This window comes from Paenibacillus ottowii, assembly GCF_006874425.1.
GTDB classification, from domain to species: domain Bacteria; phylum Bacillota; class Bacilli; order Paenibacillales; family Paenibacillaceae; genus Paenibacillus; species Paenibacillus ottowii.
This window is the reverse complement of the sequence record NZ_VIJZ01000020.1, coordinates 17475-35964: the sequence shown is the minus strand read 5'-3', so window position 1 is coordinate 35964 and position 18490 is coordinate 17475. Positions and strand designations below refer to the sequence as shown.

Annotated in this window: 24 protein-coding genes and 1 tRNA gene; 16 read left to right on the top strand and 9 right to left on the bottom strand. The window is 43.8% G+C overall.

What is annotated here, in order from left to right; all coding sequences use genetic code 11:
- The first annotated feature begins 12 nt into the window (after positions 1–12).
- Together FKV70_RS25420 and FKV70_RS25415 are read left to right on the top strand one after the other, a co-directional pair.
- Positions 13–981: a pectinesterase family protein gene (locus tag FKV70_RS25420; protein ID WP_142614931.1), complete on the top strand. Its 969-nt coding sequence runs from the start codon at positions 13–15 to the stop codon at positions 979–981.
- A gap of 6 nt (positions 982–987) precedes the next feature.
- Positions 988–2565 carry a glycoside hydrolase family 43 protein gene (locus tag FKV70_RS25415; RefSeq protein WP_142614930.1) on the top strand — a complete coding sequence of 526 codons (1578 nt, stop codon included), beginning with the start codon at positions 988–990 and terminating at the stop codon, positions 2563–2565.
- Between the two features lie 56 nt (positions 2566–2621).
- Here FKV70_RS25415 and FKV70_RS25410 read toward each other — a convergent pair whose 3' ends face one another.
- Positions 2622–3509 (bottom strand): LysR family transcriptional regulator, encoded by an 888-nt coding sequence (locus FKV70_RS25410; protein WP_063210180.1) that lies wholly within the window; start codon positions 3507–3509, stop codon positions 2622–2624.
- Positions 3510–3627: 118 nt separating this feature from the next.
- On the opposite strand from FKV70_RS25410, the gene FKV70_RS25405 reads away from it, so the two are divergent.
- Both FKV70_RS25405 and FKV70_RS25400 read left to right on the top strand, forming a co-directional pair.
- Entirely contained in the window at positions 3628–4653 is a 1026-nt protein-coding gene (locus FKV70_RS25405) for a YeiH family protein (protein ID WP_142614929.1), read from the top strand.
- Between the two features lie 190 nt (positions 4654–4843).
- Entirely contained in the window at positions 4844–6358 is a 1515-nt protein-coding gene (locus tag FKV70_RS25400; protein WP_142614928.1) for a GH25 family lysozyme, read from the top strand.
- 84 nt (positions 6359–6442) lie between these two features.
- On the opposite strand, the gene FKV70_RS25395 is transcribed toward FKV70_RS25400, so the two are convergent.
- Positions 6443–6709, bottom strand: a complete 267-nt coding sequence (locus FKV70_RS25395; RefSeq protein ID WP_063210186.1) for a YuzF family protein — start codon at positions 6707–6709, stop codon at positions 6443–6445.
- A 167-nt stretch (positions 6710–6876) separates the two neighbouring features.
- Between FKV70_RS25395 and FKV70_RS26985 the strand changes: the two genes are divergently transcribed.
- Positions 6877–7005, top strand: a complete 129-nt coding sequence (locus tag FKV70_RS26985; protein WP_269203172.1) for a hypothetical protein — start codon at positions 6877–6879, stop codon at positions 7003–7005.
- A 189-nt stretch (positions 7006–7194) separates the two neighbouring features.
- On the opposite strand, the gene FKV70_RS25390 is transcribed toward FKV70_RS26985, so the two are convergent.
- Both FKV70_RS25390 and FKV70_RS25385 read right to left on the bottom strand, forming a co-directional pair.
- Positions 7195–7422 carry an LSm family protein gene (locus FKV70_RS25390; protein ID WP_063210187.1) on the bottom strand — a complete coding sequence of 76 codons (228 nt, stop codon included), beginning with the start codon at positions 7420–7422 and terminating at the stop codon, positions 7195–7197.
- A gap of 109 nt (positions 7423–7531) precedes the next feature.
- Complete coding sequence (locus FKV70_RS25385; RefSeq protein WP_142614927.1) at positions 7532–8203, bottom strand: cupin domain-containing protein; 672 nt, start codon at positions 8201–8203, stop codon at positions 7532–7534.
- 455 nt (positions 8204–8658) lie between these two features.
- On the opposite strand from FKV70_RS25385, the gene FKV70_RS25380 reads away from it, so the two are divergent.
- The 6 genes from FKV70_RS25380 (at position 8659) to FKV70_RS25355 (ending at position 13254) form a co-directional block, all read left to right on the top strand.
- Positions 8659–9312: a cell wall hydrolase gene (locus FKV70_RS25380; protein ID WP_142614926.1), complete on the top strand. Its 654-nt coding sequence runs from the start codon at positions 8659–8661 to the stop codon at positions 9310–9312.
- Between the two features lie 189 nt (positions 9313–9501).
- Positions 9502–9852, top strand: a complete 351-nt coding sequence (locus tag FKV70_RS25375) for a hypothetical protein (RefSeq protein WP_142614925.1) — start codon at positions 9502–9504, stop codon at positions 9850–9852.
- Between the two features lie 31 nt (positions 9853–9883).
- Entirely contained in the window at positions 9884–10870 is a 987-nt protein-coding gene (locus FKV70_RS25370; RefSeq protein WP_142614924.1) for a ketoacyl-ACP synthase III, read from the top strand.
- Between the two features lie 199 nt (positions 10871–11069).
- Positions 11070–11618, top strand: coding sequence for a GNAT family N-acetyltransferase (locus tag FKV70_RS25365; RefSeq protein WP_142614923.1), 549 nt, complete (start codon positions 11070–11072; stop codon positions 11616–11618).
- Between the two features lie 133 nt (positions 11619–11751).
- On the top strand, positions 11752–12855 hold the full coding sequence (locus FKV70_RS25360) for a glycerol dehydrogenase (RefSeq protein WP_142614922.1): 1104 nt from the start codon (positions 11752–11754) through the stop codon (positions 12853–12855).
- A gap of 183 nt (positions 12856–13038) precedes the next feature.
- On the top strand, positions 13039–13254 hold the full coding sequence (locus FKV70_RS25355; RefSeq protein ID WP_063210201.1) for a hypothetical protein: 216 nt from the start codon (positions 13039–13041) through the stop codon (positions 13252–13254).
- A 67-nt stretch (positions 13255–13321) separates the two neighbouring features.
- Here the strand turns inward: FKV70_RS25355 and FKV70_RS25350 are convergent, their stop codons facing one another.
- Both FKV70_RS25350 and FKV70_RS25345 read right to left on the bottom strand, forming a co-directional pair.
- Positions 13322–14353: a glycosyl hydrolase gene (locus FKV70_RS25350; RefSeq protein ID WP_142614921.1), complete on the bottom strand. Its 1032-nt coding sequence runs from the start codon at positions 14351–14353 to the stop codon at positions 13322–13324.
- Between the two features lie 30 nt (positions 14354–14383).
- Positions 14384–14662, bottom strand: coding sequence for a hypothetical protein (locus tag FKV70_RS25345; protein WP_064796087.1), 279 nt, complete (start codon positions 14660–14662; stop codon positions 14384–14386).
- 358 nt (positions 14663–15020) lie between these two features.
- Here FKV70_RS25345 and FKV70_RS25340 point away from each other — a divergent pair, with 358 nt between their 5' ends.
- From FKV70_RS25340 to FKV70_RS26230, 3 genes are all read left to right on the top strand, one after another.
- Complete coding sequence (locus FKV70_RS25340) at positions 15021–15203, top strand: hypothetical protein (protein ID WP_142614920.1); 183 nt, start codon at positions 15021–15023, stop codon at positions 15201–15203.
- Positions 15204–15242: 39 nt separating this feature from the next.
- Positions 15243–15569, top strand: coding sequence for a YnfA family protein (locus FKV70_RS25335; RefSeq protein WP_142614919.1), 327 nt, complete (start codon positions 15243–15245; stop codon positions 15567–15569).
- Positions 15570–15669: 100 nt separating this feature from the next.
- Complete coding sequence (locus FKV70_RS26230) at positions 15670–15822, top strand: hypothetical protein (protein WP_167669754.1); 153 nt, start codon at positions 15670–15672, stop codon at positions 15820–15822.
- A gap of 32 nt (positions 15823–15854) precedes the next feature.
- On the opposite strand, the gene FKV70_RS25330 is transcribed toward FKV70_RS26230, so the two are convergent.
- Both FKV70_RS25330 and FKV70_RS25325 read right to left on the bottom strand, forming a co-directional pair.
- A complete protein-coding gene (locus FKV70_RS25330; protein ID WP_142614918.1) occupies positions 15855–16046 on the bottom strand; it encodes a hypothetical protein in 192 nt (63 codons plus the stop codon).
- 125 nt (positions 16047–16171) lie between these two features.
- Complete coding sequence (locus FKV70_RS25325; RefSeq protein WP_013371953.1) at positions 16172–16330, bottom strand: hypothetical protein; 159 nt, start codon at positions 16328–16330, stop codon at positions 16172–16174.
- A gap of 244 nt (positions 16331–16574) precedes the next feature.
- Here FKV70_RS25325 and FKV70_RS25320 point away from each other — a divergent pair.
- Positions 16575–16660: transfer RNA gene (locus FKV70_RS25320), tRNA-Leu, on the top strand.
- Between the two features lie 796 nt (positions 16661–17456).
- Here the strand turns inward: FKV70_RS25320 and FKV70_RS26305 are convergent.
- Positions 17457–17609: a hypothetical protein gene (locus tag FKV70_RS26305; protein ID WP_208738445.1), complete on the bottom strand. Its 153-nt coding sequence runs from the start codon at positions 17607–17609 to the stop codon at positions 17457–17459.
- A gap of 52 nt (positions 17610–17661) precedes the next feature.
- On the opposite strand from FKV70_RS26305, the gene FKV70_RS25305 reads away from it, so the two are divergent.
- On the top strand, positions 17662–18060 hold the full coding sequence (locus FKV70_RS25305) for a YmaF family protein (protein ID WP_064796091.1): 399 nt from the start codon (positions 17662–17664) through the stop codon (positions 18058–18060).
- Positions 18061–18490 lie beyond the last annotated feature (430 nt).

Below are 18490 nucleotides of genomic sequence, written 5' to 3'. Positions count from 1 at the left end.
ATCGGGGTAACCATGCTAGTCGGAAAAGAATCCTTTTGTGATTTCCGCACCATTCAGGAGGCGATTAATTTATTGGAGCAATCGCCTTCCAACGAAATGGAAACGCTAACTATTTTATCGGGTACCTATGAGGAAGAGGTGCGGATTTACCGTTCCAACCTACATATCATAGGCATCGGGCAGGTAGAGATTCGAATGGGTCGGTATGCTAGGGAACGGGATGAAGCAGGTGAGGAAATAGGAACCTTCGCGACGCCGACTTTATTCTTAGGCGGCAGCCATTTGATCCTAGAAAATCTCAACATCTCCAACACGGCTGGACAGGGAGAACACATTGGGCAGGCCGTTGCGGTATACGCTCATTGTGATCAAACTGTCTTTAGAAACTGTACCTTTAAAGGGTGCCAGGACACGTTATTTACAGGCCCTCTGCCTCCTGCACCGAAAGAGCGATTGCAGTTTGGTGGAATTCCTTTGAAAGAACATCATGCACACTATGGCCAGCTCTATCAGCATTGTTACATCGAGGGTACGATAGATTTCATTTTTGGCGGGGCTACCGCTTACTTTGAAGATTGCGAGATTCGTAGTTTGCGTCACCATAAGAACCATACAAGCTACGTTACAGCCGCCTCTACGCCTCAAGGACAAACGTACGGCTATGTCTTCGATCATTGCTATTTAACCGCAGAGCCTGAGATTACCCCTGTTTTTTTGGGCCGTCCGTGGCGGGAGTATGCCAAAACCGTATTTGTGGATTGTAAAATGGGTGGTCATATTGACCCACGCGGATGGGATAATTGGGGAAATATCGCGAATGAGAAAACCGTCTGCTATCAGGAATATGGTGGGTCTGATGAAATAGCTTCTTTACGTCAGCAACGTGTTCCGTGGGCAGATTGTTTTGAAGCGAGGGCAGAAGAATGGAGCAAGGAACAGGTTTTTAAGGGAGTCACATTTTGGAAGAGCAAGGAGAAGTGATGTCTCATGATGATCCAAAACCCTATCTTAAAAGGCTTTAATCCCGATCCGTGTATTACGCGAGTAGAAAATACTTACTATATTGTAGTGTCATCGTTTGAGTGGCTGCCTGGAGTACGGGTGTATGAATCCAAAGATTTGGCTCATTGGGAGCACTGTACGGATATTTTGACTGACCAGGTTGATTTGAGAGGCAATCCAAAAAATTGCAGCATTTGGGCACCGCAGCTAAGCTATGCGGATAACCTGTTTTATCTGCTCTATACCGATGTGAAAAGCACCAAGCGTCCATTCAAGGACGTTCATAATTTTGTGATAACGGCGCCTTCGATCCACGGACCGTGGTCTGAGCCTGTTTATCTGAACAGTAGTGGATTTGACCCGTCTTTATTTCATGATGAGGATGGACGCAAATGGCTATTGAATGCATTGTGGGATTACCGCATGTTGGAGAGCAATAAGTCTTCGGGTATCGTCATGCAGGAGTATGACAGCCAGCAACAGCGACTTATTGGCGAGCCTGTTAAAATTTTTGACTGCACTCCACTGAAGAAGACAGAAGCGCCCCACATCTATAGACAGAACGGTTATTATTATCTTGTTACAGCGGAAGGTGGGACGGGTACGGGGCATGCAGTGACCGTAGCACGCTCCAAGCAGATATCCGGTCCGTATGAAGTAGACCCGCATAACCCGATGCTTACATCTCGTGATCAGTTGAATTTCCCGCTACAATGTGCAGGACATGGCAGTCTGGTACAAACACCAGACGGTGAATGGTACATGGCTCATTTATGTACACGTCCGGTGGAGGGGAAATATGCCATTTTAGGGCGCGAGACAGCTTTGCAGCAGGTCTATTGGAATGATGAAGGCTGGCTGCGATTAACCGCCGGGGGCCATACACCTCAACTGGAGGTGCCTGCGCCTCAAGGGACAATTTCGGTTAAGCAAGAGCAGCAGGAGTATATTTTCGAAGACTTTTTCGAGGGCCCCACACTTGACAAAACGTGGAACACATTGCGTATCCTGGCGGACGATAGCTGGTGTTCATTAAGCCAGCGCCCGGGCTATCTTCGAATCCATGCCGGGGAATCCATACAAAGTTTGTTCCAGCATCACGTGCTTGCCATTCGGCAAACGGATCATCACTTTCGGGTAGAAACAGCACTGGAGTATCAGGCAACCAGCTATTTGCAAATGGCGGGGCTGTTGCTGTACCTCAATGAAGAGGACTATTTGTATGCGTATGTTAGCTATGAAGAGGGAGTGGGAAAAGTGCTGCGCATGATGCGATGTGAAGCTAATTCATTTACATTAGTTCCACAGGTGATAGTCCTTCAGAGTGATCTTCCTGTTCATTTGGCTGTAGAGGTCCATGCATCCCATGCGCAATTTTATTATGGAGTTGGGGATGAGCCTGCCTGGAAGCGACTTTTTGAAATACAGGATATCAGCTTTTTAACCGGAGGATTTACAGGGAACTTTGTAGGTATTGCTGCTCATGATATGCAACAATTCCAAGGGAGCTACGCTGACTTTTCCCATTTCTTATATCATGGTAAGGATCATCTCTCCTCATAAAAAATATAGTACTGACTATATTGCAAGCACCTTAATGGGTGCTTTTTTTCTGCACATTACCTTTTCACACTATAGTCTCGCAAAATCTCCAAAAAAGCGGTGGTTGCCTTTGTCTCAAATACCACAGATGGAGTGAGAAAAGAAAATTTCCGAATGAACGGAAGATTGACAATATCCAACACTTCTAAGGTTCCTAAAGCCAGTTCCTTTTGAATCACCCACTGGGACAGCAAAGAAATTCCCAAGCCTGCTTCTACAGACTCTTTGATGATCTGTGTACTACCAAAATTCATCATATGAGAAGGATAAAATCCGAGCTGTGCAAACATCCTTTCAGCCGCCTCACGGGTTCCAGAGCCCTCTTCCCGCAGAATCCAGATGTCTTCTTGCAGCTCACTTATATCCACTTGAGATGTACCGGCCAAACGATGATTTTGCGGAACGACGATAACCATTTCATCATCGGCGAAGGATTCAATATGTAAATGCTCATGCTGAAATTCTCCTTCGATAATGCCTACATCCAGTTGATTATGGATCACGAGCTTTTCGATTTCCAGCGTATTGCCGATGATAATGGAAGGCTGAATGAGTGGGTACTGGATTCTCATTTGCGCAATTACATGCGGCAGTACATATTCACCATACGTATAGCTTGCCCCAATAGACAGGTTACCCTTTGCCGTATGCATCAGCTCGTCCACCAAGTACTGCATACGTGTATGGAGTCGAATAATTTCCTGGGCATGATGGTACACAATTTCTCCTGCTTTAGTTAAGCGCACATATTTATTACTTCGCTCTAGAAGTCGGGTTCCTACACTGCGTTCCAGTGTTTGAATATATTGGCTTACCGCAGGCTGGGTCATATGTAGCGCCTCAGCAGCGCGTGTGAAGTTTTGTTTTTCCGCGACTTTAACAAATACAATTAAAGACTGGTCCAAAAGTTATTCCTCCAATTCCATTATGCCTATTTACTTATGATCATTATTATAATGAGTTATTTTTCTTATAACAAAATACATATTAAGCTGTATGCATGTAGAACTGGAGGGAATCAGCATGAAAAGTCATATTCAACACGTCAAATTTTTATTGAACAAAGGTCGATTGTTTCGATTTTTATTCGGCATTGTGCTAACGATGATCTTTGCACTGGCAGGGTACGGTCTAAACGAAGTGCCCGGCTTTCATTATGTAGGCCCATTGGCATGTGCGATGTTTCTCGCTATACTATACCGACAGTTGTGGGGATACCCTGAAGCTGTACGCTCAGGAATTGAGTTCTCAGCCAAGAAAATATTGCGCGGAGCTATTGTTTTATATGGACTGAAGCTAAATATGGATGATGTTATTCATCATGGGCTGGGTTTGCTTTTGCGCGATGTAGGCACTGTGGTATTTGCCATTTTGTTTACGGTTTGGCTCGCCAAACGATTTAAGGCAGATGCTTCGCTTTCGCTTCTTCTCGGTATTGGAACCGGAGTTTGTGGTGCAGCAGCCATTGCAGCTGTTTCTCCTATATTGAAGTCCGACGATGAGGATACAGCTATAGGTGTTGGACTCATTGCCTTGGTTGGCACGGTATTTGCTATTTTGTTTACAGTGCTTCGGCCTTGGCTTCCTCTGACAGATATACAGTATGGAATCTGGTCAGGCATCAGTTTACATGAAATTGCACATGTGGCTTTAGCGGCAGCACCTGCTGGACAGGATGCTCTTGCCATGGCCTTGCTCGCCAAACTGGGACGTGTTTTCTTACTCATACCGCTTAGCTTTATTTTAATGTATTGGATGAAACGTACTGGAAAGATGCGTACGGGTACTAAAGTGGAATCCCCCTGGTTCCTCATCGGTTTTATAGCGGCAAGTATTCTGGGGAGTTACGTTTTTGGAAAATATATTGTCGTTTCACCTAAGCTAATGAACGAACTTTCCCAGCTCACTACCTTTATGTTAACAATGGCTATGGTAGGCATGGGGCTGAATGTGAGCTTTAAGACTTTGCGAGAAAAGGCCATGCTGCCCTTACTTGTACTTTCTATTACTTCGATCATTCTTGTAGGACTAACATTTGTAACTGTATGAATAACTGGAATGAGCTCTGCTTGCATATAGCTGGTAGAGCTTTTTAGTACTTTCATATGATTAGGCTGAAATATATAATGAAATTATCGTAACTTTTTACATAGGAGTCGCGTCTATCAAAATGGAGGGTTCTGAGGGCCGTAGAAAGTAAGATTTTTATAGCGAAAAATTAGAGAATGGTAGGGTACATATGAAGAAAATTGGTTTATTTGCTTTTTTGTTTCTGTTTCTATTAGCATTTCCAGGAGAAAGTCACGCGGCGTCTTCAAATTCGCATATTCAACTGGATGGTAAAGATATAAGTGCCGGTAAAGGAGCGCAAATTCAGCAAGTACAGGGCAATGTGCTGGTTCCACTCCGTCTTATTGTAGAGGAATTGGGGTATAGCGTGAATTGGGAGTCCAAGACAGGGACCGTAACTATACATAAGCAAAATATTAACCTGAGTCTTCAGGTCAACAATCCCATTGCCTCAGTTAATGGCCAACCGATAGGGCTGGCTGTAGCTCCTTTGCTGAACGGGGGGACGACTTATGTTCCGCTTCGCTTTGTATCTGAACAGACGGGAATCGAAGTGTCTTGGAACAACGAGCTTAAAACTGTGTTCTTGACGACTCCGCCTGCTTCAAGCGGTAACAGCGTAACCACCTCAGCTGCAAGTGATACAACACCTAGTGAACGTACGGCTATAAATCAAATTAGCTTCAATAATCATCAATTAACGGTAACGGTGGATGGAAAGGTAAGCCCCAAAGTAACCACGTTGACCCAACCCGATCGTATTGTTGTAGACATACCTGATGCGAAGTTTGGTGAGGAATTTCCATCATCGCAATCTTTTAATAATGGAGGACAAGGAAGTTTTTCAGTTACTGACGACGCAGATGCTTCCAAAGTGAGATACTCCATGTTTAGTACAAGCCCAGCCTCGGTACGTATTGTGGTCGATCTTGATCACAGCACACCCTTTCATCTAATCAATACTGATGATGATAAAGTTGTCATTGCGTTGGATCAGGCATCCGAAGAGCCAGCATCTACCGAGACTGTGACTACTGTACCTGTTGAGCCTACAATTTCTTCCAACGATCACGCACAGGGGATTGACGTTTCTCACTATAATGGCAATATTGATTGGCAGCAGGTGGCGGCGGCAGGCAAGGCGTTTGCTTTCATTAAAGCTACAGAGGGCACCAAATATCAAGATAATCAATTTTTAGCTAATGTCCAGGGGGCCAGAGATGCTAACATTCTGGTTGGGGCCTACCACTTTTTGAACGCAACTACCATGGATGGAGCTCGTCAGGAAGCGGCTAATTTTGCCAGGGCTTTAGACTCAGCAGGAGGCAGGCTGGATTTGCCCCCTGTAATGGATTATGAAAATAATCCTAAAGGTCTTACACCCGCACAAATCAGTGAAGTGGCTCATGCTTTTTTGGATGAGATGGAGAAGCTTACCGGACGTGAGCCGATCGTATATACGGGAAATGTCTTTGCTTCTAAGTTTGATCCTACGTTTTCTATGTACAAACTGTGGGTAGCGCGATACAGCACTACGCAAAAGCCGACTGCGGTTCCAACTTGGAATAGCTGGTGGGCTTGGCAGTACAGCAGCACAGGCAGCGTTCCAGGCATCCGTGGTCAAGTCGACCTAGATGAATACAATGGAACGATAGACGAGCTTCGTGCTTCACTGGGACTGTAGGAGGGCTTGATTAGCAGGTTTTTTATAGGGAAATCCTCGCGAATCCGGATCAGGATCTGCGAGGATTTTTGATGTCTGCTTTGTTTAGCTAGGCATGATCCATACGATTTCGCAGATTCGAACAAAGAATTTTTTGCCGTATACATCCAAGATGACATGGTCAGGCTTACAATCCACTACACATCCATCAATTCTGCCGCGTGTTGTTTCCAGTACAACGTACTTGCCGATTACTGATTTTAATGTTTCTACGACGTATGGATCTACGGGGTTTACCACCACATGGTGGGAGGCCGGATGGTGAGGGAAAGGTTGATTAACGTTGTAGCTAAACATTTGATTTGAATTCAATTGCTTCACTCCTTCAGGATTAGTTGTGATATCCTATGCTCTTGCCTAGGAAAGGTGTAGGCTAATGCCCAACGGCGAAAACATTCATAACATTGCCAAAAAGCCCGGTCCGTAGGAAGACTCCATACATAAGCTATGTTGTACCTTAAATAAAGGAGGCAATGATCATGAGTGATTGTGACAGAGGTTGCGGTGGCGGTTCAGTAGGGGGCTACCCAGGCGTTTGGACATCGACTGGAGCTATTCTGGTATTGTTCATCCTGCTCGTTATCATTACAAAGTCTTTTTGGATCTAAATTAATTGAGTAGTTTAACCCCCCATTGGTTATTACCGGTGGGGGGTTAAGTGTTTTTAGAGGATGGATCGTATGATAAAGCACCCCAAATAACAGCGCACAAGCCGTACACAAAATTGTGTGGGGCCGGAGAACTGTCAAATGAGGTGCTTGGGCATCTATAGGCCGAAACGGGCAATGGATTGGGGATTAAATTAAAGCAATCGCCAACAGGGTGAACAGGCTCAAAGTTAAAATTTGATTACCATACCCGTAAGGATAAAAGGCAGACGTTTGCACACGTCCGTTCTGTTCGGTTTTTAAGTACACATTATTACGATCCACATCCGTAATGGTTCCTTCGTACTGTTTTCCATCAACGGTGAGAATACGCACTCTTTTATTCATACATCTCAAACAGTTGTAGTAAGCGTCCATTCCATCACCCCCTCTTATACACATTGGCATTTTATGAGTGGGAAGGTCTTACGGTAACGGCGAACATACAGAGAGGGTGGATTCCGTTGTATTTGAGGTCTGATCTGGGTTAATCTTGCACTTGATAGGGGTTGAAGGAAAAGCCAGGATATTCATGGGTATAGTTATAATCTCCTTGGGGGGCGACCTGATGTTGTGGAGAAGTATCGGCAAGTCTTACATGAATCTCTGGTTTGCGCGGGGGCTGCTGCTTGCAGTCATTGGGAGGACCGATGATGACAGGTTTTTTTATAGGGGCAAGCGCTTCCTGAACCTTCTTCTCATCCAGACAGTAAGTATGAGCCATAATGTTGCTTGGCGTTAGCCGCAAAATATCGGAGCCCAAAATGAATTCTGGGATTGGAGCGTTAAAAATCGCCAACAAGTGAGTGTTGTCCATGGTGGCGACTAGATAATGCCACCATCCCTGTGGAACGTTAGTCACCTGGCCAGGTGTGATCGGGAAATGTCGTAACTCGTGGGTAAAGGGATTAATCAGCGATACGGTCACTGATCCAGAGATACAAAAGATTAGTTCTGTAGCATTTTGATGGTAGTGAGGTTCCACAACATTAGCAGTGCTGAGACGGATATCCAGCAGCGATACATTCGCTAATGTATTGAGCTGCTGGATCGACAGCTCGTTGATCAAGTTCTGAGCATCTTTCCGAAACAAAACATTGTCTTTTAAATCATAAGTGAACTGTACAGTGGAAGAGGTGTAATCCATATCTGACTTCATGTATCCTTTCCTGCCTTTCTATTGTTCGAAATGGAGATCGTACGCTACCCTATGCATTCGCCTATACATATGTGCACGGAAATGTGATTGAAAAAAGCAGATGTTAGGTCTAGGTCCTGGGTAGATTGAATCGAAAAATAGCGAAAAAAGTCACGTATTCAAGTGTAGTCAAAATATGGTCTATTGCTTCTCATACACGTCATCCCTTTATGGATAACGTTTTATTAGCCGGGGCATTCTTAGGACCAGAGCCGGATGATACGTAAATGCGGCTTGTGGTATACTGCAACGGACGTGTGAGAGCATCAATATCCGATTCCATATGTAGCCACACGTCATTTCCGCAGCTAGTCATAAGATATGGCACAAGAAACATCATCGGATAAACGTCCCCGAGTTGTACAGGCCGGAATGGTTGCACCGGACAGAACATGAAAGAGGAGGTTGTCTGGAATATGAAAAAATTATCTATTTTAATCCTGTCCTGCGCATGTATGTTAGGTACCGTATTGTCAGTCGGACCAGCACAAGCACAGGCACAATCGTCAGCTTTAAAGAAAGGGATTCAAAGCGAACGGGTGCTAGAGCTTCAACAGCGGCTTCATTCACTCGGTTATTTCAAAGCTGGTTTTACGGGATACTATGGCTCTTTGACCAGCAAAGCGGTGGCTCGTTTTCAACGGGATTACGGTTTGATGCCTGATGGTATAGCCGGAGCGGCAACACAGGCCAAGCTGAACTCGTTCGGGAAGGTTCGCGTAACCGCGCTGGATCAGCTGGCACGAATCATTTATTCCGAGGCGCGGGGAGAATCGTTTGAAGGACAAGTAGCTGTAGGCGCTGTCGTATTAAACCGTGTGCAATCCAGCGAATTTCCAAGCTCAATCCCGGACGTTATTTTGCAGCCGGGTCAATTCACCGCTGTACAGGATGGTCAATACCGCCTCAAACCTAACAAAACTGCGTATCGAGCAGCCAGACAGGCACTTAATGGGGCTGACCCGACCCATGGGTCCTTGTTTTATTACAACCCGGCCATTGCCACAGCCAAATGGAGTAAAAGCCGTCCGGCAGTCATCTCACTGGGGCGTCATACATTTACGAATTAATTACACACAAGCATATACGATTTTTCAGCCGTCAGTTAGCTTCTTTGAGAAGCAGTGACGGCTTTTTTTTGGCTATTCACTAATTTGTAATATATTAGGGAGCAAGTATCTTGTTTCATATTAAAAATGCTACCTATTATTCCGATACTCTTAATAGACAAAAAATGAAATCAAAGGAGTTTTTCTAAAATGAGTCAACATCCTTATACCATCGAAGTGGATCAAGTCATTAAAACGGTACATATGGCAGTAAACGGAGTTTTTAGCCAAGAGGAATATGACAGCTTTGTCAAGGATTATATAGCCAAAACTTCATCCATTCAGACATCGAGTTTTACACTCAAGGTAGACTGCACCCAAATGGCACTTTTGGGACCGGGTGAAGTAGAGAAACTGAAGGGGTCTTTTGTACGTTATAAAGAAACTGGATTTGCCAAAATCGTCTTTGTCATCAGCCTCCAGCAAACGATTATTAAAATGCAGCTTGGTCGCGTAGCACGTGAAGCAGGATTAAACAACGTAGATATTGTAGTACAGTAATGTGCTGACGTATGTGTAAGGGGGAAACCTGATGAGCCATATCAAAATAAAAGCAATCGGAGTATATCATCCTTCCCATTCGTTGGATAACGAATATTATATTCGCCATTTTGACGAACGGGGGAAAGATATTCGACGCTTCATGGAGCATATGGGTAGAAAACAGCGTTATATCATTGATGACCCGCACGAAAACGGCCTAACCATGGGGATAGCAGCTGCACAAAAGGCTTTGGAACAAGCTGGTATGGCAGGCCGTGATGTGGATATGATCGTGTTCTCCACTCAAGTTCCTGAGTTGCTGTTTCCGATGAATGCCTTGTTTGTTCACCAGGCGATTGGGGCCAGACATGATGTGGCAGTGATGGATTCCAATGCGAATTGTGCAGGGATGACAGTAGCTGTCGATCAAGCCAGTCGGTCGATGTTATCTAATCCCGATGTGCGGACTGCGCTTATTATCGGTTCGGATTATAATTCACTCATTTCCGATCCTGCGGATGAAATTACTTATGCCAACTATGGGGATGCTGCATGTGCAGCTATTTTGGAGCGTACGGAAGAGGACACTGGATTTATAGATTCCCTTTATTTTACAGACCCTGTCAATATAGATAAAATACTTTACCCGGCCCAGGGGTTAGCTGCGACACTCCAAAGGAATGCACCTGGAAAATATATTCAGTGGCTTCCGTTCGACGCCAATATGGCCTTGCCTCCCACATTTGAGCTGCTTGAACGCATTTTACAAAAGAATGGGCTGACGCCTCAGGATGTACGAGCATATTGTCTGTCTCAATTTTCATTGGCTAATGTGTTGAAGATCCAGGATCACTTGGGGCTGGAGGATGACCAAATGATTTATGTGGGTGATCGTTACGGTTATACAGGTACCAGCAGCCCGTTCATTGCTTTATCTGAAGGGATCGAGTCAGGGCGTATTCGGCGCGGCGATTATGTGCTGTTCTGGACGATTGGAGCTGGATATCAATTGGTTGCTATGTTGTTTAAATATTAGAGATAGGAGACCTTGCAGCCGCAAGGTCTTTTTGTGTATCGCACCATGACAATTGTAATGATTTGGTTGTGTTGGGGATGATTATTTTGTAAAATTTAAACATTGAATTCATAAGGATGAGCTTGTATCGCAGACATTGGATAGCTGAAAAGAATAAGAGAAAACACGGTACACAATTCATACTAGGAGCTGAAGGATCATTAAAATCGAAAATTTATTTTACGGGGAACGAATAAAACTGGCCGCAGTCAGGGAAGAAGATGCTGAAGTGATGTTCAAATGGGGTGAGGATGCGAAGTATTTGCGCAATGTAGATACGGATTTGGCGATTCCTTACACATTGAAACAGATGGAGTCAGAAGGATCTCCTAACTCTAACGAGGTTTATTTTCGATTAAGGACGTTGGCAGATGATGTCTTAATCGGATTTGTTGCTATACATGGGATTGAGTGGAATAATCGCTGCGGGCAGCTGGCAGTAGGTATAGGTACTTCAGACTACCGTGGCAAGGGGTTTGGAGCTGAAGCTGTGCGCCTCATTCTTCGTTATGCGTTTTATGAGCTAAATTTAAATCGGGTCGGCTTGGATGTGATTGAGTACAATACCCAAGCGATCCGTACCTATGAGAAGGCAGGGTTTCAGCTTGAGGGTAGAGTTCGTTCCGCTGTTCTCCGTGATGGTCACAATTATGATCGCATCATGATGGGCATCTTGTACTCTGAATGGAGTTCGAGTCTTCAAGTTTAATAGATACACAATTTGTTCATAAAATATTCCATAATAAGCCTTTTAATAATGTGAAAAGAGGTTTATAGTTAAGGGGTCACATGCCCAAAGATTTTTTAATTTGAGTATGAGTCAAAGCTGAGGAGGAATTTACATGGCAAACGTTGTAAGGTCCGTTACTTCACCCAAGAAATTTATTTCTGGACAAAATCTGCTCTCGTCGTTAAATGACTACATTAAGGATTATGGCGATAAGGCCTATGTTATTTGCGATGAGTTCATACTTGAAAGAGCCCAAAAGGAGGCTGGGGCTTCGATTGAAGCAGCTGGCAACCAGGTAGTATTTGAGAAATTTCAATATGAATGTACAAAAGAAGAGATTAATCGTAACCGTGATTTAGTACGCAAACATGGTTCGAACATTATTATAGGGATTGGCGGGGGAAAAACGCTGGATACTGCCAAGGCAACAGCATACTATGAAAAGCTGCCTGTTGTTATTTTTCCAACGATTGCTTCTACAGATGCCCCTTGTACCGCGCTTGCGGTTATTTACAAGAAGGATGGCTCCTTTGATGAATATTTGTTCCTGCCTACGAATCCGGATGTAGTACTTGCGGATACAGGTATTTTGGCAGCGGCACCTGCACGCTTCTTCGCAGCTGGTATCGGTGATGCACTGGCAACCTATTTTGAAGCTCGTGCCTGCTATCAAGCCAATGGGGACAATCTGGTGCTGAACAAGCCTTCCACTACAGGTCTGGGACTTGCTCGCCTTTGTTATGATACATTGCTGGAAAATGCCGTGAAGGCAAAGCGTGCAGTGGATCGTAAAGTATATACTCGTGCGGTTGAGGATACGATCGAAGCGACCATTTATCTGAGCGGTGTCGGAGCAGAATCAGGTGGATTGGCAGCCGCACATGCTATTCATAATGGTATGACGGCTGTTCCTTCACTTCACAAAGCACAACATGGTGAGAAGGTTACTTTTGGTTTGTTAACTCAGCTGGTATTGGAAAACTCACCAAAAGAAGAGCTGGAAACCGTGATTAAGCTGGTTAAGGATGTAGGTCTTCCATTAACACTTCGTGATCTGGGTGTAGAGGAATTTGTTGAGGCCGAATGGCGTCAGGTAGCTGAAGCTGCTTGTGCATCGAATGATACGATGATCAACATGCCGTTCCCAGTTAGCCCTGATGATGTGTATAATGCAATTATCGCAGCAAATGCGATTGCTGAATCCTATCAAGACTAGTTTCTCTCTAATCAGAAAAATAGGTTTACAAAGACGGGCCTGTCATAACATTGACAGGTCCGTTTCGTTTACGTGCACTCCCCACTGAAACGAAAGAAGGATACCAGGGACTTATATCCTATCTTGTTCTGACCGATATAGAAGTAACAGGGAAATTAGGTTGGTCACGTAGGAGGAGATTTGATGTTGGTACATGGTAAAACACGTAGAGGCAACTTGTACATCCATATGTCCAGCGGTTTTCACAAGATTGGGGATTTTCGGGAAGAATATTCCGTAGCACTAGGTGATCGGCTGATGTCCAGATTAACCAAGCGGATCTACACCATTGTATCCGTACATCTTGGTGAAGAGGCGTATGCCGATCTAGATCTTGAAGAGGTAATCAGAAATAGTTAGAAAGCTTATTTGGCTAGGTATGAAAAAAAGCTTGCACTCCGCTCTAGTAGCAAAGTGCAAGCTTTTTTTAACGCAGAGACTCATGGAGATGATCTCGTGTAATTATATTATTTTGATTCATAAAATGTCTGATGGTTGCCTGTGAATTGGTTGTCGACAGTTCCTTTCCCCATGTCATGGCATAGGCCCAGGCTGGCTGCTTCTGTAGCACCTTCGCACTTGGCAGAATATCACTTTCTCCAATTCCCATAGGCTTGCCCTGTGCAAGCTTTAATAAATCAGTGTAGTAGTAGGATTTGTAATCATTATTATAGATATCGGCTGCAAGCACATCTACCCGGTTAATGCCTGGAAAGGACAGATTATAGGGAGTGCTATATGCGTTTGGAGCATTGGGGCTCCAGACCCACAACAGGTTATCTAAATGATGGACATGTACGAATCGATCATACATCAGATTCCACAGCTTAGCGTAATTTTGTTTGTTCCCCCACCAAAACCAGTTGCCGTTCATCTCATGATAGGGTCTCCATAAAACGGGCACATCTGCGTCCCGTAAAGTTTTAAGGGACAGCGCCACCTCGTCCAAATCGGCGATGAGCTGTTTATATTGCGGAGTTCCCGGCGTAATGTAACGATTAAATTCATCCTGAGTAATTTTGGCTTGTACGTATTTCCATGTTTTTGGTTTGCCCGGCAACGCCTGATGAAAGGTGATAGCTACGATTCCGCCGTCCTGGCTCCATTGGATAGCACTATTCACAACACGCTGACGTTGCTCTCGTAGGGCAGTACGGGACTGATTAGCCAGCCCTCCAAACTCATAGCCGTGAAGTCCTGCATATTGTCCGCTGATTTGCTGCAGTTTGTTATTTTGTTCATCCGGAGCCTCTAAGTAATCATGCTGTCCGGAGATTAGCATACCATCTGGTACATTGGTTAGGTAAGCAAGTAATTGCCTGGCTTTGGCAGAGGCATGAGCATTAATCGGCGGTGCAGCGTCGGCAACAATGAACGATTGTTGAGAGACACTGAAGAGTAAAACAAGCATTAGCAGTAGCACCCTCTGTAACCAAAAACGTGTTGAGTGAGATTTCATGGCGCTCCTCCTTTGATGCTGGTAATAGGGTTAAGATTTTTCTTTTTGTTTTCTAAGTTGTATGTAGGCGCTAATCGTGATCACTACCAGGCTAATCATGGTCCACCCATTAAGTTCTTGCGAGTACATCCAGTTGTTCCATACAAGAAAGCCAACTAGTGAAACAAGCAAACCCATTGTAAGGTACATTTTGGTTTGTGCTGGACGGCGGGTACGTTTAGAAACCCACTGTATGATGCCTAAAATGATGGCTGCCTGAAATAAAAAGATACCCATTATCATTAAACTAGCTACAAAAATAGGGGACATCCGTATCCTCCTCCTGGGTCTACAAACAGAATATGCAGGTTGTAACCGCGGATGTGGATTTTCTTAGATGCATTTTTATGACAGGGTGAGTAACCTGTTGTGTTCATGGTTATGATCTTGAACAAGTTGACTAAATTATACCATAACTACCGTCCTGCAATGAAAGGCGTCTAAATACCCACTCTACCATGATTCGCCATCATACTTTATATTCAGTGAAATATCGACATATGATTTGCACATTTCACACCTATGAACCTGTGTTTGGAAATTCCCGTAAAGAATAAGCATAAATGCAACGCGAAATTGACGGAAAAGTTTGGTATGATTACATTGGATTGAAAAAGGAGGCCTTCATATGAATGAAGAACACAGACCATTTTCTAGCCCAGCAGATGCTGAGGGAACCAAAGCAAACTTTGATGCCAATCAGCGGAAGCTTCACTCCGAGGGAGCTTCTAGCCTATGGCGTCAGGTCAGTAATCTGCTTATTCTGGTTGGCCTAATTGCCTTAATTATTATTATAGGTCGATTGCTTTAATGAGATGACTGAAAGTCAAAAAAATTAGGATGTGAAATGGTGTTAAAGGCAGCTTTACTTTTTATTTTGGCAGGCATTGCTGAAATCGGAGGTGGATATTTGATCTGGCAGTGGCTTCGTGAAGGCAAGACATGGTATGTCGGACTTTGCGGCGGCGTGATTTTAGCGATCTATGGAGTCATTGCTACCTTTCAGGTTTTCTCCTCCTTTGGACGTGTATATGCAGCATATGGAGGTGTCTTTATTATTCTTTCCATTGCATGGGGCTGGTGGATTGATAAAAAGACACCCGACTTGTACGATTTTATTGGTGGGTTGATTTGTCTAGTAGGGGTAATTGTAATTCTATTGCCACGCTCAGGATGAGATGATAGGACAAAAACCCCTTTTTTATTTATAAAAACATGACTATAGGTCTACAAAAATAAGCTTCATATTCCGAAATAGAACTTAAGGAGGGGGTTCTATGAACTGGAATCAAATGAAGCTTAGATTGAAAATTGGCAGTGCTATGCCGAAGAGCGAAGGTAATTTTTCTTTTGGTCTCTTGTGCGGACTCTTCATCAGCATTGTGCTGTGGATCTCAATTATTGGTTGGATCATGCTTATCTTCAAGTGATACTTAACAACCTGTGACCTATAATTCATGCTTTATTTTGTAAAATCTTTGCGCAACTTGTCTATTCCCCGGTCTACGGCTTCATCAATCATATCGGTAGCTGCAGGTGGATTGACATTAGTGTCAGGAAGCCGATCAAATCCTGGTTCACGCTGATCCAGAGATTGTTTATGTTCGATTCGATCGTCAGTATGACTCTTATTATCAGAGTTATGTTTTTTCATAGCACATTCACGCTCCTTCTTAGGCATGATCAGATTCTACACTTTACATAAACGCTTATGCTTCGTCTTAAACGCTTATAAAATAAACCGGGAAGGATAAATCCCGCCCGGTACTTTCCAAACAACTAGCGATGCTCAATCAAATCAATCGCTCCCAGAACAACATGAGCCAATCCGAAACCGAGAATGCCTGTAGCTGCAAGTTTGTACTTACTGCTCAGCAACACAGCGCCTGAAGCCGATACTACCGTCCCAAGAACAGTTGGAATCATACCTTCACGCATTCGTAACACCCCTTCTGGTGGTTTGGAAAGACGTTTATTAGTGTAGATCAAATGTGCACAAGTTATACAAAAAGAAAATTTATTTTTTTTTGAAAAAACACTTTACAATTAGATGAAATTGTCGTATTATAAGTTGGTGCCCGGTTGAACGACATTTACATAGCGAGAACATTTCGATAAGCATGCTTCTCAGATACTTGTAACACAAGAACAAGTAAGTGTAAAATAGCGTTCCTAAATGCTTGCCGGGGTGGCGGAATTGGCAGACGCACAGGACTTAAAATCCTGCGGTAGGTGACTACCGTACCGGTTCGATCCCGGTCCTCGGCATACTAGTTTAAAGCAAAGAACCCTTTATATTCAAGGGTTCTTTGCTTTTTTAGATATTGAGATCATCACACCCATATCACAGGAAGCAAGGACTTTTCCGCTTTTGGGGGACGAATGGGGGACAAACTTGTGGATTTTCACATAGCTTTGACATGCGCGGCTAGTTTCTCCATATACATATGGGCATACCCACGCAGTTATTTAAGCAAAGTAGCTCTCTAATCCACAAATATGTGGCATTCAATGAAATATTGTTTTAATTTTCGACGTGGATATCTTTTTTAATATAGACTGTATGTTCGGTCATGATTAAAATGAAATGTTAATGAGGGGAAGATTACCACATCGGGGAGTAGTTGAATTGACGTACAGCCCCTCAATAGAAGATTAATGCCTTATCGAGGCAAAGGTCTATCCCCATCGTCTTCGCCGAACATATGCATGCCAATTGCTTGATAACGGAGTGCCTTTAGAGGTTCCAAGGCATGCTAGGGCATGAAATGGCATCAACCACACAAAAAATAACAATTTTGGCTTGGATTACAGATATGAGACTATAGGGGGACGCCAGTGACTTAAGCAGGTGACCGGCGTTTTCATATTAGCGTTTCGGCATTTTGCTCTCATCCATGTACAGGAGGTTCCAGCGGTGACCGTCCAGGTCAGCAAATCCTGCACCGTACATCCAGCCGTCAATTTCACTCGCCTTGCCAAACATGTTTCCTCCGGCAAGTTCTACTTTGTGAATAAAGGCATCTACTTCTTCTCTGCTTTCAGCCTGAATGGAAAATATTACCTATTTGGTATGAGAAGTATCTGCGGTTTTTGAACCTGTAAATTTCTCAAACGCTGCATCCGGGAACAGCAGAGAGAACACATACGCTCTGACAGTCTGTTGCCACCCACCCGAATATGGAAACCAATTCAACTCAAATAACCTTTTGAACACTTACACTACCCCTTTCATAGTATATGGCAGTTGATAAAGGAGGTGGCTATTGATGGAAATACCAATAACAGGTTTTGTTGTTCATTCCGGTGATTCTGATTCTAACCATTCCCATAAGCTTTTTATTAGTTCGTGGGACGGTAGACCAGTTAATGTTCACGTACATCCTTTTAAAGGGAACACATCATTTGATGTGGGACACTGTCACCATTACGCTGGAGTAACAGAACCAGCTCCAAGTGGTGTTCCGCATGTTCATAATTATTATGCAGAAACATCATTTAACGATCAACATACGCATTTAATTAGAGGAACTACAGGACCAGCCATTCACTTGGCATGCGGTGGGCATTACCATCATTTTGAAGGGTATACAACAGTAAACGGTAGCATTCCTCATGCCCATAGGTACAGTGGAAATACTGGAGATGAGAAAGAGTGTCGATATTAACCACAGACTACTGAAGATTCGACTCTTATGAGTACAGTGTATTTGGTCAAACAATTTAAAATCAATAGTAATAATGGCGAGCTTCAACTGGCTCGTCTTTTCTTGTTTTAAGGTGCTGACACTTGGAAAGGAAATTGGACGGGAGTTTCAATGTAGCTTAACTTGCTGCCGGTGTGTTTTTGTTTACCCATAAATCCATTCCCTAAACAATTCCTCGCATAACCTATGAGTAAATAAGGAGGCGTAACGTGTGAGGGAAATTGGAAGAGGTTCCGGGAAGGCTGCCAGGAAAGTTTGGACGTTGATAACTGTTATTCTGGCACTGTTTGTTTTGTTGGTAATTATCTTAACATTAATCCTTAAATAAAACTTTGGGGCTCTGCTGGTTTATCTGGTGTGAGCCTTCGTTTTGCTTTCTTGAATGCCCTGC

Excerpts from the sequence above, each read along its gene's own strand:
- FKV70_RS26985 (WP_269203172.1), top strand. The coding sequence starts at position 6,877 with ATGAGTGATTGTGACAGAGGTTGCGGTGGCGGTTCAGTAGGGGGCTAC.
- FKV70_RS25370 (WP_142614924.1), top strand. The coding sequence starts at position 9,884 with ATGAGCCATATCAAAATAAAAGCAATCGGAGTATATCATCCTTCCCAT.
- FKV70_RS25340 (WP_142614920.1), top strand. The coding sequence starts at position 15,021 with ATGAATGAAGAACACAGACCATTTTCTAGCCCAGCAGATGCTGAGGGA.
- FKV70_RS25415 (WP_142614930.1), top strand. The coding sequence starts at position 988 with ATGATGATCCAAAACCCTATCTTAAAAGGCTTTAATCCCGATCCGTGT.
- FKV70_RS25345 (WP_064796087.1), bottom strand. The coding sequence starts at position 14,662 with ATGTCCCCTATTTTTGTAGCTAGTTTAATGATAATGGGTATCTTTTTA.
- FKV70_RS25380 (WP_142614926.1), top strand. The coding sequence starts at position 8,659 with ATGAAAAAATTATCTATTTTAATCCTGTCCTGCGCATGTATGTTAGGT.
- FKV70_RS25325 (WP_013371953.1), bottom strand. The coding sequence starts at position 16,330 with ATGCGTGAAGGTATGATTCCAACTGTTCTTGGGACGGTAGTATCGGCT.
- FKV70_RS25400 (WP_142614928.1), top strand. The coding sequence starts at position 4,844 with ATGAAGAAAATTGGTTTATTTGCTTTTTTGTTTCTGTTTCTATTAGCA.
- FKV70_RS25405 (WP_142614929.1), top strand. The coding sequence starts at position 3,628 with ATGAAAAGTCATATTCAACACGTCAAATTTTTATTGAACAAAGGTCGA.
- FKV70_RS25355 (WP_063210201.1), top strand. The coding sequence starts at position 13,039 with ATGTTGGTACATGGTAAAACACGTAGAGGCAACTTGTACATCCATATG.
- FKV70_RS25305 (WP_064796091.1), top strand. The coding sequence starts at position 17,662 with ATGGAAATACCAATAACAGGTTTTGTTGTTCATTCCGGTGATTCTGAT.
- FKV70_RS26230 (WP_167669754.1), top strand. The coding sequence starts at position 15,670 with ATGAACTGGAATCAAATGAAGCTTAGATTGAAAATTGGCAGTGCTATG.
- FKV70_RS25420 (WP_142614931.1), top strand. The coding sequence starts at position 13 with ATGCTAGTCGGAAAAGAATCCTTTTGTGATTTCCGCACCATTCAGGAG.
- FKV70_RS25375 (WP_142614925.1), top strand. The coding sequence starts at position 9,502 with ATGAGTCAACATCCTTATACCATCGAAGTGGATCAAGTCATTAAAACG.
- FKV70_RS25390 (WP_063210187.1), bottom strand. The coding sequence starts at position 7,422 with ATGGACGCTTACTACAACTGTTTGAGATGTATGAATAAAAGAGTGCGT.
- FKV70_RS25360 (WP_142614922.1), top strand. The coding sequence starts at position 11,752 with ATGGCAAACGTTGTAAGGTCCGTTACTTCACCCAAGAAATTTATTTCT.
- FKV70_RS25330 (WP_142614918.1), bottom strand. The coding sequence starts at position 16,046 with ATGAAAAAACATAACTCTGATAATAAGAGTCATACTGACGATCGAATC.
- FKV70_RS25385 (WP_142614927.1), bottom strand. The coding sequence starts at position 8,203 with ATGAAGTCAGATATGGATTACACCTCTTCCACTGTACAGTTCACTTAT.
- FKV70_RS25350 (WP_142614921.1), bottom strand. The coding sequence starts at position 14,353 with ATGAAATCTCACTCAACACGTTTTTGGTTACAGAGGGTGCTACTGCTA.